21 protein-coding genes and 1 tRNA gene are annotated in these 20138 nt (G+C 30.0%); 21 read left to right on the top strand and 1 reads right to left on the bottom strand.

The features are described 5' to 3' along the window. Window position 1 precedes the first annotated feature (1 nt). From B2S02_RS04740 to B2S02_RS04695, 10 genes are all read left to right on the top strand, one after another. Window positions 2-1459, top strand: coding sequence for an Rne/Rng family ribonuclease (locus B2S02_RS04740; RefSeq protein ID WP_346920374.1), 1458 nt, complete (start codon window positions 2-4; stop codon window positions 1457-1459). Between the two features lie 202 nt (window positions 1460-1661). After that, window positions 1662-1973 carry a 50S ribosomal protein L21 gene (rplU, locus tag B2S02_RS04735; protein ID WP_035128800.1) on the top strand — a complete coding sequence of 104 codons (312 nt, stop codon included), beginning with the start codon at window positions 1662-1664 and terminating at the stop codon, window positions 1971-1973. A 2-nt stretch (window positions 1974-1975) separates the two neighbouring features. Next, complete coding sequence (locus B2S02_RS04730; RefSeq protein WP_346876485.1) at window positions 1976-2323, top strand: ribosomal-processing cysteine protease Prp; 348 nt, start codon at window positions 1976-1978, stop codon at window positions 2321-2323. Between the two features lies 1 nt (window position 2324). Next, a complete protein-coding gene (gene rpmA, locus B2S02_RS04725) occupies window positions 2325-2627 on the top strand; it encodes a 50S ribosomal protein L27 (protein ID WP_346848395.1) in 303 nt (100 codons plus the stop codon). 218 nt (window positions 2628-2845) lie between these two features. Next, window positions 2846-4123, top strand: a complete 1278-nt coding sequence (obgE, locus tag B2S02_RS04720) for a GTPase ObgE (RefSeq protein WP_346848396.1) — start codon at window positions 2846-2848, stop codon at window positions 4121-4123. Between the two features lie 21 nt (window positions 4124-4144). After that, a complete protein-coding gene (yhbY, locus tag B2S02_RS04715) occupies window positions 4145-4438 on the top strand; it encodes a ribosome assembly RNA-binding protein YhbY (protein ID WP_035128811.1) in 294 nt (97 codons plus the stop codon). 116 nt (window positions 4439-4554) lie between these two features. Further along, window positions 4555-5163, top strand: coding sequence for a nicotinate-nucleotide adenylyltransferase (gene nadD / locus B2S02_RS04710; protein ID WP_346920373.1), 609 nt, complete (start codon window positions 4555-4557; stop codon window positions 5161-5163). Window positions 5164-5166: 3 nt separating this feature from the next. Continuing rightward, on the top strand, window positions 5167-5739 hold the full coding sequence (gene yqeK, locus B2S02_RS04705; RefSeq protein WP_346876486.1) for a bis(5'-nucleosyl)-tetraphosphatase (symmetrical) YqeK: 573 nt from the start codon (window positions 5167-5169) through the stop codon (window positions 5737-5739). 59 nt (window positions 5740-5798) lie between these two features. Next, window positions 5799-6179 carry a RidA family protein gene (locus B2S02_RS04700; protein WP_035128819.1) on the top strand — a complete coding sequence of 127 codons (381 nt, stop codon included), beginning with the start codon at window positions 5799-5801 and terminating at the stop codon, window positions 6177-6179. Window positions 6180-6245: 66 nt separating this feature from the next. After that, window positions 6246-7145: an RluA family pseudouridine synthase gene (locus tag B2S02_RS04695; protein WP_346878639.1), complete on the top strand. Its 900-nt coding sequence runs from the start codon at window positions 6246-6248 to the stop codon at window positions 7143-7145. A 135-nt stretch (window positions 7146-7280) separates the two neighbouring features. Here B2S02_RS04695 and B2S02_RS04690 read toward each other — a convergent pair whose 3' ends face one another. Next, window positions 7281-8576 carry a D-alanyl-D-alanine carboxypeptidase family protein gene (locus B2S02_RS04690; protein ID WP_346920372.1) on the bottom strand — a complete coding sequence of 432 codons (1296 nt, stop codon included), beginning with the start codon at window positions 8574-8576 and terminating at the stop codon, window positions 7281-7283. Between the two features lie 110 nt (window positions 8577-8686). Between B2S02_RS04690 and B2S02_RS04685 the strand changes: the two genes are divergently transcribed. The 11 genes from B2S02_RS04685 to B2S02_RS04635 all read left to right on the top strand — a co-directional run bounded on the left by B2S02_RS04685 (window position 8687) and on the right by B2S02_RS04635 (window position 20066). Next, window positions 8687-9418 (top strand): helix-hairpin-helix domain-containing protein, encoded by a 732-nt coding sequence (locus B2S02_RS04685; RefSeq protein WP_346920371.1) that lies wholly within the window; start codon window positions 8687-8689, stop codon window positions 9416-9418. Between the two features lie 108 nt (window positions 9419-9526). Further along, the gene (gene selD / locus B2S02_RS04680) at window positions 9527-10555 is read left to right on the top strand and encodes a selenide, water dikinase SelD (RefSeq protein WP_084178008.1); all 1029 of its coding nucleotides are present in this window, start codon (window positions 9527-9529) and stop codon (window positions 10553-10555) included. 48 nt (window positions 10556-10603) lie between these two features. Beyond that, the gene (gene selA, locus B2S02_RS04675; protein ID WP_346920370.1) at window positions 10604-11986 is read left to right on the top strand and encodes an L-seryl-tRNA(Sec) selenium transferase; all 1383 of its coding nucleotides are present in this window, start codon (window positions 10604-10606) and stop codon (window positions 11984-11986) included. Window positions 11987-12062: 76 nt separating this feature from the next. Further along, window positions 12063-13970: a selenocysteine-specific translation elongation factor gene (selB, locus tag B2S02_RS04670; RefSeq protein ID WP_346880175.1), complete on the top strand. Its 1908-nt coding sequence runs from the start codon at window positions 12063-12065 to the stop codon at window positions 13968-13970. Between the two features lie 85 nt (window positions 13971-14055). Beyond that, window positions 14056-14152 (top strand) — tRNA-Sec (locus tag B2S02_RS04665). Window positions 14153-14607: 455 nt separating this feature from the next. After that, a complete protein-coding gene (locus tag B2S02_RS04660; protein WP_346848404.1) occupies window positions 14608-14829 on the top strand; it encodes a Cys-every-fifth RiPP peptide CefA in 222 nt (73 codons plus the stop codon). A gap of 195 nt (window positions 14830-15024) precedes the next feature. Beyond that, window positions 15025-16341, top strand: coding sequence for a Cys-every-fifth radical SAM/SPASM peptide maturase CefB (locus tag B2S02_RS04655; RefSeq protein WP_346920369.1), 1317 nt, complete (start codon window positions 15025-15027; stop codon window positions 16339-16341). An 8-nt stretch (window positions 16342-16349) separates the two neighbouring features. Next, a complete protein-coding gene (locus B2S02_RS04650) occupies window positions 16350-17972 on the top strand; it encodes an ABC transporter ATP-binding protein (RefSeq protein WP_346848406.1) in 1623 nt (540 codons plus the stop codon). 515 nt (window positions 17973-18487) lie between these two features. Further along, window positions 18488-18808 carry a PadR family transcriptional regulator gene (locus tag B2S02_RS04645; protein WP_346848407.1) on the top strand — a complete coding sequence of 107 codons (321 nt, stop codon included), beginning with the start codon at window positions 18488-18490 and terminating at the stop codon, window positions 18806-18808. 20 nt (window positions 18809-18828) lie between these two features. Then, a complete protein-coding gene (locus tag B2S02_RS04640) occupies window positions 18829-19452 on the top strand; it encodes a DUF2812 domain-containing protein (protein ID WP_346848408.1) in 624 nt (207 codons plus the stop codon). 218 nt (window positions 19453-19670) lie between these two features. Then, window positions 19671-20066, top strand: a complete 396-nt coding sequence (locus B2S02_RS04635; protein ID WP_346848409.1) for a hypothetical protein — start codon at window positions 19671-19673, stop codon at window positions 20064-20066. Window positions 20067-20138: the final 72 nt, after the last annotated feature.

Here is a 20138-nt window from a genome sequence, read left to right as displayed (position 1 = left end):
AATGAAAAAAATATTCATTGAAAGACAAAATACATTATTAAAGATTGCAGTGAAATATGGTGATATTCTTAAAGAGTGCTTTATAGAAGAAGATACAGAAAGTCCTAAGGTAGGAGACATATATAGAGGTGTAATTAAAAATATAGTACCTTCTATTCATGGTGCTTTCGTAGACATAGGTTATGAAAAAAATGGATATCTTTCCCTAGAAAAAAATCAGCATATAAACACCTTAAAAAAAGGTGATGAAGTTATGGTAGAGGTAGTAAAGGAAGAGATAGATAAAAAAGGTCCAAAGGTAACTAGAAACATCTCCTTACCAGGAGCCTATGCAGTACTTACTAAAGAACATAGCCATATAGAAATTTCAAAAAAGATTAAAACACCAAATTTTAAAGAATTAATAGAAGAAGATATATCAAAACCTGAGGATGTTGGAATAATAATTAGAACAAAAGCAGAAAATATTGATATAAACATTTTAAAGGAAGAAATAAGTGAGTTAATACATAGATATGAAGAAATATGTAATAAGTTTGCTTACTCATCTAAAGTAGGACCTCTTTATAAAGATAATGGGATTCTAAGTAGGGTCTTAAGAAATTATACTGAAGGTGGAGCTGAGATAGTAGTTGATAATTATGAAGATTACCTTTACTATGAAAAGTTAATTAAAGAAAAGCGCTTAGAAAATCTTCATCTAAGTTTTTATGAAGGAGCTTTATCCATATTTGATAATTATGGCATAGAAAAAGAAATTTTAGCGTTAAGACATAATAAAATTAACTTATCCAGTGGTGGTAACATTGTGTTAGAACGTACTGAAGCCATGAATGTGGTGGATGTAAATACGGCTAAAAACATAAAGCCATCCTTAAAGGAAAAAAATATTTTAGTAACTAATATGGAGGCTGCTAAGGAAGTAGTAAAACAGATAAGACTGAGAAATCTAGGTGGGATAATAGTAGTAGATTTTGTAGATATGAAATCTCATGAAGATAAAGCTGAAGTTTTAAAAGTTTTACAAGAAGAGTTTAAGGATGATAAGCATAATACTAAAATATATCCTTTCACAGAATTAAATTTAGTTCAGATAACTAGAAAAAAATATGGCAAATCCATATGTGATTATGTTTTTAATTCCTGTGTTTATTGTAAAGGTACAGGAGAAAAAGTATCTTTAGAATATATATTAAGCATTTTAAAAGGTAAAGTGAAAAAAATAAAATCAGAGCAGGGAATTAGAAATATCTATATAGAACTAGATAGAAACTATGAGAATGAAATAAACAATGATATTGTAACTTTTGTGGAGAAATTAGATGGGCTAGACTGTGATATTTTTATTAGATTTCAGGAAAATCTAGATAATTTTAAAGTTGAATCTTTAATTTTTCATAGCCAAATTGAAGCTATGCAAGAATTAAAAGTATTTTCTGCAAAAACTAGATATAAGTAATAATTTTGAAAAACATGGTAGTATTAGAGGTGATAGTCATCAATAAAAAAATACCATAAGTTGCTTTACAATCATCAGCGTATGTGTTAAAATGTCATTTGTAGACCGCACACATAAGGTTTTTAAACTAACTTATAAAATTTTGTAAAGAATTTGTAAGTTATACCTGAGATGGCGAGACTGGATTGAGGAGGTGTATTTAATGTACGCAGTTTTACTTACTGGAGGAAAGCAATACAGAGTTCAAGAGGGAGACGTTTTATTCGTTGAAAAACTTGAAGCTGAAGTTGATTCAACTGTAGAATTCGATAAAGTTTTAGCAGTTGGAAAAGAAGACGGTTTAGTAGTTGGAAAGCCTGTAGTTGAAGGAGCTAAAGTTGTTGCTAAAGTAGTAGCACAAGGAAAAGCTAAGAAAGTTATAGTTTTCAAATATAAGCCAAAGAAAGACTACAGAAAGAAACAAGGTCATAGACAACCATTTACTAAAGTTGTAATTGAGAAGATTGAAGCTTAATTATGATTAAGGTAACTTTCAAGAGAATAAAGAGCATGTTAGTATCATTTCATGTATATGGGCATGCTGAGTATTTTGATGTTAAGCAAAATACAACTGTTTATGATGATGTTGTTTGTGGTTCTGTAAGTAATTTAGCCCAGGTAACAATCTTAGGAGTGTTAGAGGTGCTAAAGTTAAAACCTACATATATCGCGGAAGAGGGAAATATAGCTTTAGATGTATCTAAGTTATCTCATGTGGAAATAGAAAGTACACAAGTCCTACTAGAAACGATGTTATTGGGATTAAAGAATTTAGAAATTAGTTATGGAAAATATATCAAAGTTGTAGTAGAGGAGGTGCAGTGATATGTTACTAATAAACCTTCAGTTATGTGCTCATAAAAAAGGAGTAGGTAGCTCTAAGAACGGTAGAGATAGTGAATCTAAGAGATTAGGGGTTAAACGTGCAGACGGACAATTTGTACTTGCAGGAAACATCCTTGTAAGACAAAGAGGAACAAAAATTCACCCAGGTACAAACGTTGGTATCGGTGGAGATGACACTCTTTTCGCTAAGGTTGATGGAGTTGTAAGATTTGAAAGAATGGGTAAAAGCAAGAAAAAAGCTAGTGTTTATCCAATCGATGTAGAAATTGCAATAGCTGAATAGTTAATTAAGCACCCGTAAGGGTGCTTTTTTATGACATAGGACAATTATTTACTCATAGGGCAATTATTTATTCTATGTTATAAAAAAACATCCCTAGGTGTTAATTAGTTTTAAAATAAAACATAGGTAAAATTATTATTTTTGTAAATAATAATAATATACTCATACTTAATTCGTAAAAATATCAAAGGATATTTTGTTAGGAAGGTGAAATAATAATGTTTATAGATACAGCCAAGATTTTTGTACAGTCCGGAGATGGTGGTAATGGTTCCATTCATTTTAGAAGAGAAAAATTTGCTCCACTAGGTGGACCAGATGGTGGAGATGGTGGAGACGGTGGAAGTGTCATATTAGTAGTAGATAGTAATATGACTACCCTATTAGATTTTTCTTATCACCGTAAATTCGTAGCTCCGAATGGAGGAAAGGGTGAAGGCTCTAAATGCTACGGAAGGGGTGGAGAAGATATTATTATCAGAGTTCCAATGGGAACTATAGTTAAAGACTTTGAAACAGATAAAGTTATGTGTGACTTAGCTCATGATGGCGATAAATTTGTAGTATGTAAAGGTGGAAAAGGCGGAAAAGGAAATGCAAAATTTTGTACTCCTACAAGACAGGCGCCAAACTTTGCAGAGCCAGGTATGCCAGGAGAAGAAAGATGGATTAAGTTAGAACTTAAACTTTTAGCAGATGTAGGACTTCTAGGATTCCCTAATGTAGGAAAATCAACACTTTTATCCATGGTATCTAAGGCTAGACCAAAGATAGCTAACTACCACTTTACTACTATAAAACCAAACCTTGGAGTAGTAGCTGTGAAGGGTATAGAACCTTTTGTTATTGCTGATATACCAGGTATCATAGAAGGAGCAGCAGAGGGAGTAGGATTAGGATTAGAGTTCTTAAGACATATAGAGAGAACTAGAATGCTTATTCATGTAGTTGATATTTCTGGAGTTGAAGGAAGAAATCCTATAGAAGACTTTAAAAGAATTAATGAAGAACTTAAAAAATATAGCATAAAGCTATGGGATAGACCACAGATAATTGCAGCAAATAAATCTGATATGCTCTATGATGAAGAAGTTTATGAAAACTTTAAAAAAGAATTACAAGCTATGGGCTATGATAAGATATATAAGATATCTGCAGCTACCAATGAAGGTGTAGATGATCTTATGAAGGCTGCAGCTGAAATGCTTAGCACAATTCCTGTTAAGGAATTAGAGATTTCAGAAGAGGATAAATTTATTCCTGAAGAAAAGAGATTTACATATGAAATAAATGAAGTCGAAGAAGGTATATTTGAGATTACAGGATCCTTTGTAGATAGATTATTAACTAGTGTAAATGTAAATGAGCCAGATTCATTAAGATACTTCCATAAAGTTTTAAGAAACAAAGGAATTATCGATGAGTTAAAGGATATGGGAATACAAGATGGTGACCTAGTAAGATTAAATGATTTTGAATTTGAGTTCTTATTATAAAATTAGGGGGAAATAAATAACATGATAACAACAAAACAAAGAAGCTATCTTAGATCTCTTGGAAGTCAATTAGCACCTATATTCCAAGTAGGAAAAGGTGGCATAGAAGAAAACTTTCTTAAGCAGATAGATGGGGCTCTAGAATCAAGAGAGCTAATCAAGATAAAAACTTTAAATAATAGTGGGATTACAGCAAGAGAAGCTTCAGAAATTTTATGTGAAGAATTAGGTTGTGAAGGAATTCAAGCTATAGGAAGTAAATTAGTTATCTATCGAAAATCTAAGAAAAATCCTAAAATAGAACTTCCTAAATAATATACATTTAATAGAGTTTTAGAAACCTTTAAATATATGTAACTTTTAAACAAGTATTCCAATTGCAGTTGGTAAAATACTTCATATATGGTATTATAATTTAAAGAGGTAATAGCATGAAAAAGGCGATTTTTGGAGGAACTTTTGATCCTATACATATAGGACATATTCATATAGCTTATGAAGCACTATATAATTTAAGCCTAGATGAAGTCATATTTATGCCAAATGGTCGACCGCCACATAAAAGGGCTAGGGCTGTGACAGAAGAGAAAATTAGGTATAAAATGGTTTATCAGGCCATAAAAGGTGAGAAAAAGTTCTCCATAAGTGATTTTGAGATGAAAAGTGACAGTTTAAGTTATACTTATAATACTCTAATGCAGTTTAACCATAGAGAACCTTATACTCAATGGTATTTCTTAGTTGGAGTAGATAGTTTAATGACTTTAAGGCAGTGGAAAAATATTCACATAATATTAGATAACTGCACTTTAGTTGTGTTTTCTAGAACTGGATATGCTATGGATGATGTATTAAAAATGAAAAAGGATTTAGAGAAAGAGTATGGCAAAGAGATAATCTTGTTAGAAATGTCTCTTTTAGATATATCATCTACAGAAATTAAAAAGAAAATTTCAGAAGATAAAATGGTTAATTACCTTCTTCCCCAAGGGGTAGAGGAGGTAATTAATCAATATAATTTATATAGAAATAAGGTGTAAGGTATGTGGCAGGAAAATAGAATAAAAGATTATATAAAAATTCATCTTACCAAGGAGAGATATAACCATAGTTTAGGTGTAATGAAAACTAGTGAAGACCTTGCAAAACATTATGGTATAAATCCTAATAAAGGTAGAATAGCTGGGCTTTGTCATGATTGTGCTAAAAATTTTTCTGCCAATGATTTAATTAATAAAGCAAGGAGTAATGGAATAATTATTTCAGATATATATTACAAATCTCCTCAGCTTTTACATGGTTTAATTGGAGCATACATATCAAAGGAAATGTTCCATGTGGAAGATGAAGATATTTTAAATGCAATAAAATATCATACTACAGGACGAGAAAATATGTCAACATTAGAAAAAATAGTTTATATTGCTGATTGTATAGAGCCTTCAAGAAATTTTAAAGGTGTGGAAGAATTAAGAACTTTAGCCTATGAGGATTTAGATAAAGCTCTTTTAAAATCCTTTGACGATACTATAATGTATATTTTATCTAGAAACTCAATAATGCATATAGATACCATTAAAGCTAGAAATTATTTGTTAGTTACTAAAAGAAACTGATATTACTAGGTAAAAATTATCTAATAATATATAATAATTTAATTTGGGGAGGCAAAAAAATGGATAAAATCATAATCAACACTGAAAAAGCACCTGCAGCTTTAGGACCATACTCACAGGCAGTAAAGGTAGGAAATTTACTATACACTTCAGGTCAATTACCAATAAATCAAGCTGGAGAATTAGTAAATGATGATATACAAAAGGCTACAGCTGTGTGCTTAGAAAATGTTAAAGCTATTCTTGAAGAGGCTGGTACGTCCTTAGATAAAGTTGTAAAAACTATGGTATTTATAAAGGATATGAATGACTTTGCAGCCATGAATGAAGTATATGGAAAGTATTTCAATGCAAATCCACCTGCAAGATCTTGTGTTCAACCAGGTAAATTACCAAAAGATGCTTTAATAGAAATAGAAGTAATAGCAATAGTAGAATAATTAAGTATATGATTAAGCCTCCTACACAAGGAGGCTTAAATATTTATAAATAGAGGTGACTAGAAGATGAGTTTTATTACATATAAGGTAGGAAAAGAAGGCCAGGATGTGAAGATAAGAGACTACATGAAGGAGAATTTAAATCTTTCCGGTAGATTCATTCGTGGTTCCGCTATGGATAGAAGATTAAGAGTAAATGGTAAGGAAGTAAAGCTTAACTATAAACTTCAAGAAGATGATGTTATTGAAGTTACTGTTAATGCAGAGGAAAGCCAAAATATAGAAGGTGAAGATTTAAACATAAAGGTTATTTATGAAGATGATGATCTATTAATAGTTGATAAGCCTTCTTTTATGGTAGTTCACCCAACTAAAAGTCATCCTATGGGAACCTTAGCCAATGGAGTTATTCATCATTTTAGAAGTAATAATGATAATTCAATAGTAAGATTAGTTAGTAGATTAGATAGAGATACTTCTGGACTTATTATGATAGCTAAAAATCAATTTTCTCACATGAATTTAGCAAAATCCATGGAGAAGAATTTAATTAAAAAGTCTTATTTAGCTATAATTCATGGAAACCTTGAAAATCAAGAAGGTACTATAGACTTACCTATAGGAAGATCTACAGATGAAACAATAAAAAGAGCAGTTTTAGAAGATGGTCAAAGAAGTATTACTCATTACAAGATAAAAGAGAGCTATAAAGAGGGAACTTTAGTAGAATTGGTCTTGGAGACTGGAAGAACCCATCAAATAAGGGTACACTTAAGCTATGTAGGATGTCCTATATATGGAGAACAACTCTATAGTGATTTTAATGATGAAGAATTAATAAGTCGTCAAGCTCTACATGCTTATGCTCTAACATTGCCACATCCTCGAAGTGGTGAGATTTTAAACTTTGAAAGTACTCTGCCAGAGGATATGACAAAGCTTATACATAACCTTCAATCCAAATAGAAAATTCATAGCCGGAGACCTAGCAGCTCTTTACTCCCATGTTGAAAAAGATAGGAGTATTAGAGTTGGAAGTCATGGGATAAAGAAATGGTGCTTCATTAGTTAATAATGCAGCACCATTTATATTTTGGTAAATTAATATTTATTTTTGTATGAATTATAAGAAGAGAAAAGTTTTTTTCGTTTTTTGGCTAATCTTCTTTTCTTAATAATATATATAATAGCCAATATTAGAAGAATAATTCCTAAAACTATTCCACCTATAATCATAAATAGATTTTTATAGCTTATAGTGTTATCTTTTGTAGTAACTAAATTTCCAACTACAGGAAGCACTTCTTCTTCGTAATCACTACCACTTAAAACCTCACTGGTATAGCTTTGATCATTATAATTGACTGCAACAGTAGTAATAGGCTCACCCTTATTAAAAAATTTATTACTAAGAGTATCCTTATTAATTACTATTGATGGCTTTTCTTTAGAACTATTATCCTTTGTATATAGTATGTTTTTATCAGCCAATAAAGGGATAATCGAACCATTAGTAGTTTCGTAAGTACCTATTTCTTCACCTTTTGAAAAAGCTTTTTCAGTGGAAAAGTTTTTAAAGGCCCAATCAAAAAGTTTAGGAGTTTCATCATAATAGGCTTTATTTTCATCAAATAATATTGCTATTATAAACTTGTTATCCCCTTTACAAGCAGAAGCTACAAAAGAATGACGAGATTCATCAGTATAGCCTGTTTTACCAGCAATGGCATCTGGATAATAGCATTCATAAGCATCGTGAAGTAGTCTATTATCGTTCCAAAGAGGTCTTTTTTCTTTAAAAATATTTGTAGGCTGTAAGAAGGTAGATTTAGTTTTAGATATTTCAATATATTTTTCGTGATTTAATAATTCTTTTTCCATAAGAGCTAAATCATAAGCTGTAGTTCTATGTTTATCATCATAAAGTCCATGAGGATTTACAAAGTTGGTATTTTTACAGCCCAGTTCCTTTGCACGTTGATTCATTAATACGGCAAACTCTTCAATGGAGCCAGAGATATGCTCTGCTAGAGCAGCAGCACAATCATTTGCAGAAACCATTATTACTGAATATAACATTTCTTCTACAGTCATCTTTTCTCCCACATCTACATAGATTTTTGAACCCTCAATGGTAGGAGGAAATTCACCTACAGTTACAACTTCATCTAGATCACAATTTTCTAGAGTTAGAAGTACTGTCATTAGTTTTGTTGTAGATGCTGGTGGATAAGGTTTATTTTCATCTTTACCATAGACCACTGCCCCAGTATTAGCATCCATAACTACCACGCTTTTACCAGTTATTGAAGGTGGGTCTGAGTATGCATATGCATTACCATAACTTAATAGGGTTATAGCAAAAAATGATAATATGATAAATAATAGTTTTTTCATAGAAATCTCCTTACTATACATATTTAATTTTTATCTAGTAACTTTTTTAACACATAATACATAATTATATCAAAAAAAAGTTGGAAGTACGATAATAATTTATAAAAAATATGGATAAGATGTTAATTGAGAGGTGTATTAAAGTGAAATTAAAAGAAAAAATAATTGGAGCATTATCCATATTAATACTTAGTATTATATTTTTGGTAGCAAGATACATAATTAATCACAATAAAGAAGAAGAATATAAAGAGGTATTCCTTGATGAACAACAGTATTTTCAAAGCCAAAATTCAAAAGGTAATGGAGAAAATGAAAATACTGAGAATAAAGATAGTAATAAAGATAGTAATAAAAAAGATAGTGAAAATCAAGAAAATATAAATGATAATAAAATAGTTGTAGATATAAAAGGTGCAGTGAAAGCTCCTAAAGAATATGAATTAAAAGCAGGTTCTAGAGTAAGAGACTTAATTGAAATAGCAGGGGGACTGACACCAGAAGCAGATGAGGAAAAGATATATTTTTCTAAAATACTAGAAGATGAACAATGTATTAAAATATATAAAATAGGCGAAGAAGTATTAGATTCAGAAATTGAAGTTGAAGAACAGCAGGAAAAGGATACAGGAGCTGTAGATTCAAAAGGAAAAATAAATATAAATAAAGCAACGGTGGATGAACTAATGACCATTCCAGGTATTGGTCAAGTAAAAGCTCAAAGTATAGTAGATTACAGAAATGAAAATGGAAAATTTAACTCCGTAGATGAACTGACAAATATAACGGGTATAGGAGTAAAAACCTTAGAGAAATTGAGAGATAAGGTAGACATAAAATGAGTATTAGTATAGAATTATTAAAGAATTAGTATAATTTTTAATACTAAATAAAGTTAAATTTAATAAAAAATAGTGTTTGTTTTTATTATAAAATAAGGAGGTAAAACCATGTCAAAAAGATTAACAGAACTTTCAAAGACCTCTGGATGAGCAGCGAAAATAGGGCCGGAGACCCTTTCAAAAATACTAGACAAATTACCTAAAATGTCAAATGAAAACCTATTAGTAGGAATAGAAACTTCTGATGATGCAGCAGTTTACAAGCTAACAGAGGATATAGCAGCTATTCAAACCTTAGATTTCTTTACACCAGTGGTAGATGATCCTTATACCTTTGGAGCCATAGCAGCTGCAAATTCCCTAAGTGATGTTTATGCCATGGGAGGAAAGCCTACAGTAGCCATGAATATAGTTTGCTTTCCTAATTGCCTTAATATAGATATATTAGGAGAAATTTTAAAAGGTGGCGCTGATAAAGTCATAGAAGCAGGTGCCGTAGTGATTGGTGGACATACTGTTGAAGATGACGAACCTAAGTATGGGTTATCTGTTATGGGAATAGTACATCCTGAAAAGGTCCTTAAAAACCATGGTTGTAAGGTGGGAGACGTACTTATATTAACAAAGCCTATAGGTACAGGAATTGTTAATACAGCTATAAAGGCAGAAATAGCATCCAAGGAAGTATATGATGAAGCTGTAAAGGTTATGAGTACCTTAAATAAATATGCAGGTGAAATTATAGTAGATTACAACATAAATGCATGCACAGATGTTACTGGCTTTGGAATAATGGGTCACGGATATGAGATGGCATCAGCTTCTGATATCACTATAAAGTTATTTAAAGATAAAATTCCAGTGATTAAAGGTGCTAGAGAATATGCAGAGATGGGTTTAGTGCCTGCAGGAACCTATAACAATAAAGGATATTTAGATGGCAAGTATAAATTAGAGGATATTCCAGAATGGTTAGAGGATGCTTTATTTGATCCACAAACCTCAGGAGGTTTATTAATATCTACTCCTCAAGATCAAGTTCAGTCTATGATGGAAAGATTAATGAAGTTAGATATAAAACCTGCTATTATTGGTGAAGTAATTGAAAAGGGTGAAGTACCCCTAGTGGTTGAATAGATAGCCATACATAAGTTGTATCTTATTAAAATGCATGGGAGAAGTAAAATGAATAAGGAATTATTAAGAAAATTACCTAAGATAGATGAACTTTTAAAACTTCAATCAGTAAATAAGTTAATAGAAGAAAATTCTAGAACCATAGTTTTAGAATCCTTAAGGGAAGCCATAGAATTTTATAGAAATGGTATATTAAAAGGCAATATAGATAGTTTAAATACAGAGCAAGTACTAGATTTTGCAGTTCATACTCTAGAAAGCAAAAACAAAATGCACCTAGAAAGGGTGATAAATGCCACAGGAACTGTTATACATACTAATTTAGGTCGTTCACTTTTAGGAAAAAAAGCTATAGAAAATGTGATAACAGTGGCAGGTAGCTATAATAATTTAGAATATGACATAGAAAGCGGGAAAAGAGGTTCTAGATATTCTCACATAGAAGAAATTATTAAAAAGGTTACTGGAGCAGAAGCTGCCATGGTAGTAAATAATAATGCAGCAGCTATAATGTTAGTCCTAGATACCTTAGCAAAGGAAAAGGAAGTCATAGTTTCTAGAGGAGAACTAGTAGAAATAGGTGGCTCCTTTAGAATACCAGAAGTTATGAAGTTTAGTGGAGCTAAGCTAGTGGAAATAGGAACTACAAATAGAACTCATCTATATGATTATGAAAATAATATAAGAGAAAATACAGGAGTACTTTTAAAGGTTCATACCTCTAACTTTAAAGTTTTAGGCTTTACAGAAGGAGTGTCCTTAGAGCAGCTTGTAGAACTGGGAGAAAAGCATGAAATTCCGGTGGTAGAAGATATAGGTAGTGGAGTTCTTATAGACTTTGGTAAATATGGTTTTACCTATGAACCTACCGTGCAAGATAGCATAAAAAAAGGTATTGATGTAGTAACTTTTAGTGGAGATAAAATGCTAGGTGGTCCACAGGCGGGAATCATTGTTGGGAAAAAGAAATATATCGATAGAATGAAAAAGAATCAATTAACTAGGGCCCTAAGAGTTGACAAAATGACTTTAGCAGCCTTAGAAGGTACCTTAAAATATTATATAGATGAAAAAGAAGCTATAGATAACATTCCATCTTTAAATATGATTTTGATGCCTAAGGAAGAAGTTAAGAAAAAATGTATACTTCTAAAGAGAAAGCTACAAAGTAAGACTAAGGACTTTAAATTTTATATAGACAAAGGTGAATCCATGGTAGGTGGAGGGTCTATGCCTACAGAAAAAATTGAAACCTATGTAGTTAAAGTAACTAGTGAAAAATTTTCTCCAGAGGATATGGAGAGAAAACTTAGATTAGGGGAAACTCCACTAATAGCTAGGGTTTACAATGATGAGCTAGTTTTAGATGGAAGAACCTTATTTAAAGAAGATTTTGATGAAATAGTACAATGTTTTAAGGTTATAGAGTAGATTAGATCAATCAGGTGGGTTACTACCTACCTGCTCTATTATAAAACAGATGCTTTGAAAGGATGAAGTAAAATAGATGAAGCATATAATTATAGGTACTGCTGGACATATTGACCATGGTAAAACTACCTTAATTAAAGCTCTTACAGGAAGGGAAACAGATACTCTACAAGAAGAAAAAAATAGAGGAATATCTATAAATTTAGGATTTACCTATTTTGACTTACCTTCAGGAAGAAGAGCAGGAATAATTGACGTACCAGGTCATGAAAAATTCATTAAAAATATGTTGGCAGGAATAAGTAGTATAGATGTGGTGTTACTTGTAATAGCTGCCGATGAAGGAATAATGCCGCAAACCAGGGAACACTTTGAAATATTAAAACTTTTAAATATAAAAAAAGGCATAGTAGTATTAACCAAGTCAGATTTAGTGGAAGCTGATTGGTTAGATATGATAAAGGAAGACATAAAGGAAGAATTTAAGGATACTTTTTTAGAGGATGCACCTATTCACGCAGTATCCTCTAAGACTAAAATGGGTTTTGAAGAATTAATTGTAGATATAGATAAATTAACAGAAGAAGTAGAAGCAAAGGATACAGAAGGTCATTTTAGATTACCAGTAGATAGATCCTTTAGTATAAGTGGTTTTGGTACAGTGGTAACTGGAACTATAATAAGTGGAAAGGTATCCCTAGGTGATACCGTGGAGATATATCCAGGTAAGGTTAAGGCCAAGGTTAGAGGAATAAGAGTCCATGATGTGCCTTCAGAACTTGGAGAAGCAGGACAGCGTTGTGCCATAAATCTTGCCAATATTAAGGTGTCAGAGGTACAAAGAGGTAATGTGGTAGCTAAGGAAGATATTATGGAGCCCTCTTTAATCATAGATTGTAAGTTGTACCATATAAAAACCGCTGAAAAGTCTATAGTAAATAGACAAAGGGTAAGGCTATATCATGGTACAGAAGAAATAATCTGTAGAATTATACCTTTAGATAAAGAAGAAATTAAACCTGGACAGTGGGCTTACGTTCAACTGAGATTAGAAAAGCCTATTACAGTTCAAAGAAATGACCGCTACATCATAAGAAGCTATTCTCCTATGAATACCATAGCAGGAGGTATAATAATAGAGCCTAATGCTAAAAAATCTAAGAAGGTTACTGCTGAGTATTTAGAAGAATTAAAATTAAAAGAAAGTGGTAAATCTACTAATATTTTAGAAAATACAGTGAAAAATTTAAGCGATACCTATCCAGATTCTTTAGCTATATTAAAGAGTCTTGGTAAAAACATGGATAACATAGAAGAGGAATTAAAAGCTTTAGAAGATCAAGAAACCATAATAAGACTAGGAGGACAGGATAATAGCATATTCATCCATAAAGATTTCTTAAAGGATAAAACAAAAGAATTAAAGGCACTCATAGAAGATTTCCATAAAAAGAATCCATTAAAATTTGGAATGTCTAAGGAAGAAGCTAAAAATAAAATATTTACTAAAAAATTAAAACAAAAGAATTATGATGAGATATTAAACATGTTAGTAGAAAAGAAAACATTAAAAGTAAGTGAAAAGTTTATAGCTTTATATGATTTTAATGTAACCTTGAATAAAGAACAAGAAAGAATGAAAAACTTTATAATAAATGAATATAAAAGGTTAAAGTTTACCCCTCCTAAATATGTAGACTTAGGCCAAGGGGAAAAAGATAGAGCTGGATTTAAGATGGTATATGAACTCCTAATAGATAAGGAAATTTTAATTAAATTAAATGAAGACTGCACTCTTCTTAAGGAAGATTATGAAGAAGCTAAGAATAAGGTAAGAAATTATATCCTTGAAAATGGCTCTATATCAGCAGCTACAGCTAAAGAAATTTTTGAAAGTAACAGAAAATATACCATTGCTATCATGGAACATCTAGATAGTATAAAATTCACTAAACGTGTAGAAAATGATAGAGTAATGTATTAATAGTGAAAAAAATCAAGTATTGATGATTTTAATACTTGATTTTTTATCTATTACATCTTATAATACCAAGTGTAGGAAGTAATATGGGAGTAGATAGGTGCTGGTGTGCCTGCCGGTCTTCAAAACCGAGTTGCCGTGCTAAGACCACGACGGGTGAGTTCGATTCTCACATATTCCCGCCAAAGTAATATAAGGACTTAAAAGTTAGTAATACCAACGGTAAATAACTTTTGGGTCCTTATTTTATGCCTGAAAAACTAGAAATATGTTTGTAGGCTGCGAGAATAAACAGAGTTCTTTGCTTCAGAGGGAGTTTTTACTCCCTCTGAAGGTTACTAACAGAATTCTTAGTATCAGTATTTTCGATACTTAGAATTCGTTGTCCTTTAGGGGAAATCGTTATCCAGGGTCGTAGCCGCTCTTTACTCCCACTTTGAAAAAGATGGGAGTATTAGAGCGGGTAGTCATCGGATAAATTGAAAAATATCGATGAAATTTGTTGTAATAAAAAGTAAAATGTTTTAAAAAAATACAGTAAAAATATTGAAAATAAATAATTCAAATGGTAATATAGGTATATGTAATACGTAACACGTACTACATATACCTATATTTTATTTGGAGGGGAGGAGATTTTATGAAGTATATTGGAAATGCCTATGGCTCAGGTGGAATTAGCCCAATGTGCGCAGTAGATGGATGTCCAGCTAAGGCTTGTGGAGCTGATGGATGTGCAGGTAAATTATGTGGCGGAAACGCATGTGGTGGAAATGCATGTGGAATTGAAGCATGTGCAGTAGATGTTTGTCCTGTAGACGGATGTTGGATCGATATTTTTTCAACTACTGGTGAAAATTAGGAGGTGTTTATATGTTTATTGGAAATTTATATTCAGAGGGAGATCATTACAAGGGAACTATAGAAACAGCTTGTTGGATTGACGGTTGTGGAGCTAAGGTTTGCGGACTTAAGTTCTGGTAAAAAAAATTAAGAGCATTAGAGAGCAAGATTTTACTGTAATCTAATGCTCTACATATTGGAGGGATATTAATTAATGAAGTATTCAAAATTTAATCTTTTAATACCATACAACAAAGAAGAAAATATTTTATTTAATACATTATCAGGAAATAGTTTTTTAGTTGATGATAAGACTATGGGAAAAATGAAAGAAAATGATATGAGTGAAATAGACGAAGAGCTAAAAAAAGAAATGATTGAGAAAAAATTAATAGTACCAGATGAGATAGATGAAAATAGATATTTTGATTTTTATCATAATAAAGCTAAGTATGGAAATAATAATTTATCTTATACAATTTTATTGACATGGGCATGTAATTTGAGATGCGTATATTGTTATGAAGGTGCAGGAGAGGCAAAGAGTAATTCAATGACAATAGAAACAGCTAATTCTATAATAAAACATATAAAAAGTGAATCTCTTCAAAGAGGAACAAAAAGTGTAAACATTATACTTTTTGGAGGAGAACCTCTAGTAAATTATAAAGCAGGAGAACACATACTAGAAGAACTTAGCCAATTTTGTAAAGAAAACAATATGACACTTGTAACATCAATTATAACCAATGGTACATTGTTAGACGAAAGAATAGTAGAATCATTAGTTAAATATAATTGTAAGTATGTACAAATAACAATAGATGGAACGAGAGAAATTCATAATACAAGAAGAATAGGAAAAAATGGAGAAGGAACCTTTGATAAAATAATAGAAAGCTTAGAGTTGCTAAAAAAATACAAGGACAAGCTGCATACAGTAATTAGAGTAAATGTAGATAAAACTAATATAAAAGATATGAATGAACTTATGGATTTCTTTCATAGCAAAGGGCTTGATGAATTAAGTATAGATTTTGGAATAGTAAGAGGTGGAACAGATGCATGTTCATCCTATGAAGATAACTGTTATGTAGAGGAAGAATTAGGTGATTTATTAAGCAATTTGTGGACAAAGGCAGGTAAAGTAGGCTTTGATGTTAAGAGAAGACCAATGAGAAAATGGACATACTGTGGACTTAATTGTGATAATAATTTTACCATTGAGCCAAGTGGAGAAATGTATAAGTGCTGGGAACATACTGGTGAAGAAGAACATAGAATTGGTAAGTTAGATGCAGATGGAAATATAAAAGATATAACATATAAATACTTTGAATGGATGACTAGAAATCCACTAAATGTAGAGGAGTGTAGAGATTGTGTATATCTTCCAGCATGTGGAGGTGGATGTGGATCAGTTAGCTATGGAAAAAGTGAGAAGTATGAAGATTCAGGTTGCTTTAAAATAAAGGGGATAGTAGAAGAACAAGTTAAGAGTTACTTTTCAGAAATTATAAATAAGGGTTAGTGAGTTTAATGAAAATATTTCGTTTAATTCAATTTAGTCTATCAAAAAGAAAATCTGAGTTTTTTACATTTTTGATTTTAAGTATTTTATCATGGAGTATTAATATAATAATGCCTTATATTATTGGAGATTATATTGATAATTTAATAAATGTAAAAGCAATGGAAAATATATATCGTTTTACATTAATATCTATTGTACTTACGATTTTTGCAATAATAAGCTCATATCTATCAAACATGAAAAAAGTAAAAATTGTTACTAATATATCTTATGATTTAAAAGAAAAGTTATTATTACAGTTGACGAAAACAAGTCAAATTGAATTAAAGAAAAAAGATGCAGCTTATTTAAGTCAAAGAATCTTTTCAGATACAGAAGAGATATCAAGTTTTTTTATAACTAATTCAATAGGTATAGTAATACAGGTATTAAGTATTATAATTGTAGGATTTATGCTTTTTAAAATAGATTGGTTAATGAGTTTAGTATTAATGATATTTGTTCCTATATATATTATTTCTTATTTAGCATTTAAAAAGCCTTTATATGAGAAAGGATATTCAGTAAAAGAAGAAGAAAATATATTTTTTTCAGATGTAAGTTATAAAATAAGTAATATTTATTTTATTAAGTTAAATTCTTTATATCAAAATATATTAACTGAAGTACGTGAAAAATATGAAAAGTTATATAATATCATTATGAAATTTACTAAACTAGCTTATATTTTTTCATCGTTAGGTTCTACAATAAATAATTTAGCCAAAATAGCACTTATATTTATAGGTGGAGTAAGAATTATAAGTAGTAATTTAACTATTGGAGAATTTACAATAATGAGCAGTTATTTTGCTATTTTTATTGGAGCAGTAAATTACTTTTTAGAATTAGGAAAAACCTATCAAAGTGCTTTAATATGTCTTAATAGAATAGGAGAAGTTAGCACTTTAGAAAAGGAAATCAATGGCAGTGAACTAATAGGACACATTGATGAAATAGAGCTAAAAAATGTTTCTTTTAGCTATAATGGTAATGGAAATATTTTTAAGCCCATCAGTTATTTATTTGAAAAAGGAAGTATATACTGTATTGTTGGAGAAAATGGAAGTGGAAAAAGTACTTTAATTAATGTCATATTAAATATATATAATAATTATCAGGGCGAAGTATTTATAAATAATAAAAGTATAAAAAATATAGATATGCTTTGTGCTAGAAGAGATTTATTTTCAGTTGCAGAACAAAATCCTGCTTTATTTGAAAGTAATTTGGAGGCAAACTTGAAATATTCAATAGATAATTGTGACCTTGAGCTTTTAAATTATTATGTAGAAGCGTTCAAATTATATAATGGAGAGTCTAGATCAAATTTGAGCGAAAAAAAAGTAAATAAAAAGAATGACACCATATCTGGTGGAGAAAAACAAAAAGTTTCATTAATTAGAGCACTTTTAAAAGATTCGCATTGTCTCATATTAGATGAACCATCAACATATTTAGATGAAGATGGAATGAATGCGTTAAAAAAGATTTTATATGAAGTTAAAGATAATAAGATAGTAATTATAGTTACACACGATGATAAGATAAGAGAAATCGCAGATTATGTTTTTTCTGTTAATAAGTAATATTTTTGAGATTTTTAGATATTAAACCATGACTACAAGTCTAATACTCCCATATTTTTTAAAATGAGAATAAAGAGTTGCTACGTCCGTGGTTAAGTATTTCACTAAGGGACAACAACCTATTAGTATGGAAATATTGATACTGAAAATTCTGTTAGTGAGTATCAAAAATACTGATATTAAGAACTCTGTTAGTAGGTATCAATAATACTGATACTAAGATGTATATTAGCATGTATCACAATAGGATACTAAGAAATCTGTTTATGGTAATATAAATTTTTCACTTGCATTTAATTCAATAGAGTATTAAAATGATGTACTACGTAGAACATATTAAGTAATGTGTAGTACATCTTTTTATTATAGAAAAGTTTACTATAAAAGGATCTAAAGACAACAATAGATCAGTAATACTGGTTGTAGTTTTACTACAATAATACATAACAATAAGTTTAAAGGCAATAACGGAGTAATTAATATTTGGAATTGGAGGTTAATAATAAAAATTAAAGATGGAAGATAAGTATAAACCATTAACAGAATCAACCTATTATGTAATGATAGCATTTCTTTATGAAAAACATGGATATGCTATAAAAATGTTTTTAGAAGATAAAACTCATGGTAGAATTAGTTTAGGACCTGGTACTCTATATGGAATTATAAATAAACTGAATGAAAAGAATTATTTAACGCCTATAGAAGATGATGAGAATGACAAAAGAAACTCTTACGAGTTAACAGATGAGGGAAAAGAAGTACTTAAGAATGAATATGAAAGAATAAAAGAAATCTATACCTTTGGAGAAAGATTTATTGATAAGAAGTTATAAATTTAAAGGGAGGTAAAAAAGTGATTAAAAAATTTAGGCTTTTTTTAGACCCAATTGAAGGTCAGGAAAGGTGGTTAAACAATATTGCAAAACAAGGATACAAACTAAAAAGTGTATCTCAAAGGGGATGTTTATATACATTTTCAAAGGAAAAAGATAACCACTATATTTACACAGTGGAATTAGTTTCCAATCACAGTAATGAGTATATTGACAATTATATAAAAGAACTAAATGATTTTGGAATTAAATGTTTTATAAAGGGAAGTAACCTTGGACAGTATTCTTTTGGAAAGTTTAAACTTAGACCATTTATTAAAGAAAGTAAATCTAGAGTTGCAACTTCTAAAAATATAAATAGAGAATTATTAATTTTGGAAAAACCAAAGGAAAAGGATGAAGATAAATTTGAAATATATACAGATGTAGAGGATATTAATCAATATTACTCTAATATGGTTTCCTTATTTAGATATTTTACATTAATTCCATCATTATTTTTACTTTTAGTTTTATATGATCTTCTATGGAAAGGAAACTATAATACTTTAGAATTAAAGATAATTATTGCAATTGTTTTATTTATATTCACAGTTTTTTGGGGATATAAAAGTTTATATTATAAGAAAAAAGTCCAAAAGTAGAAACCTAATCAGTAAATAGATAAATAGATAAATAGATAAATAATTAAATGAAATAACAAGTAAAATATACAGAAAAAGTAAGGTTGGTATTGAAGGTGTACAAAAACAATGATATAATAATTATATTATAATACGAGTGACGTATTACAATATAATTATCAGACAGGAGGTATAGTTAAAATTTTAAGAATATTTGTTTTATTTTTAGGAGGTATATTTTGAAAAAGTTAGTATTATGTTTTTTTATCATTGCATTAACATTTATGTCATTGGTAGCTTGTAATAACTATAGTACAGAGAATTCAAGTTATAAGATTAATAGTGGAGACATAAGTAAAGATAATAATGGGATAAAAGGTTCTTATAAAGAATACAACGGATATTATGAATATAGTGTAAAATTTGAAACGGAAGAAGTGAAATTTCATATTGATTCAGAAACTTTAAATGGTGACATAAATATTAAATTGATAGACAAAGAAAAAAATGAAGTTTTTTCAGTAGAAAAACCAGATGATTTTAAAAAAGATGTGGAGATTAACAAAGATGAAAAATATACTATTGTCATAGAAGGAAAAAATCATGAAGGTGATTTTAATATTAAATGGGAATAGATTAATTAAAATAAATACTTAAAAGGGAGTAAAACTCCATTCCTTTTTTTGTAACGGGGTCAGACCCCCTCT

Origin of the sequence: Clostridium sp. UBA7339 (assembly GCF_002470865.1) — a bacterium.
Taxonomy (GTDB): domain Bacteria; phylum Bacillota; class Clostridia; order Clostridiales; family Clostridiaceae; genus Clostridium_J; species Clostridium_J sulfidigenes.
Note: the sequence above shows the minus strand (reverse complement) of the source record. Positions and strands in the feature narration are given on the sequence as shown.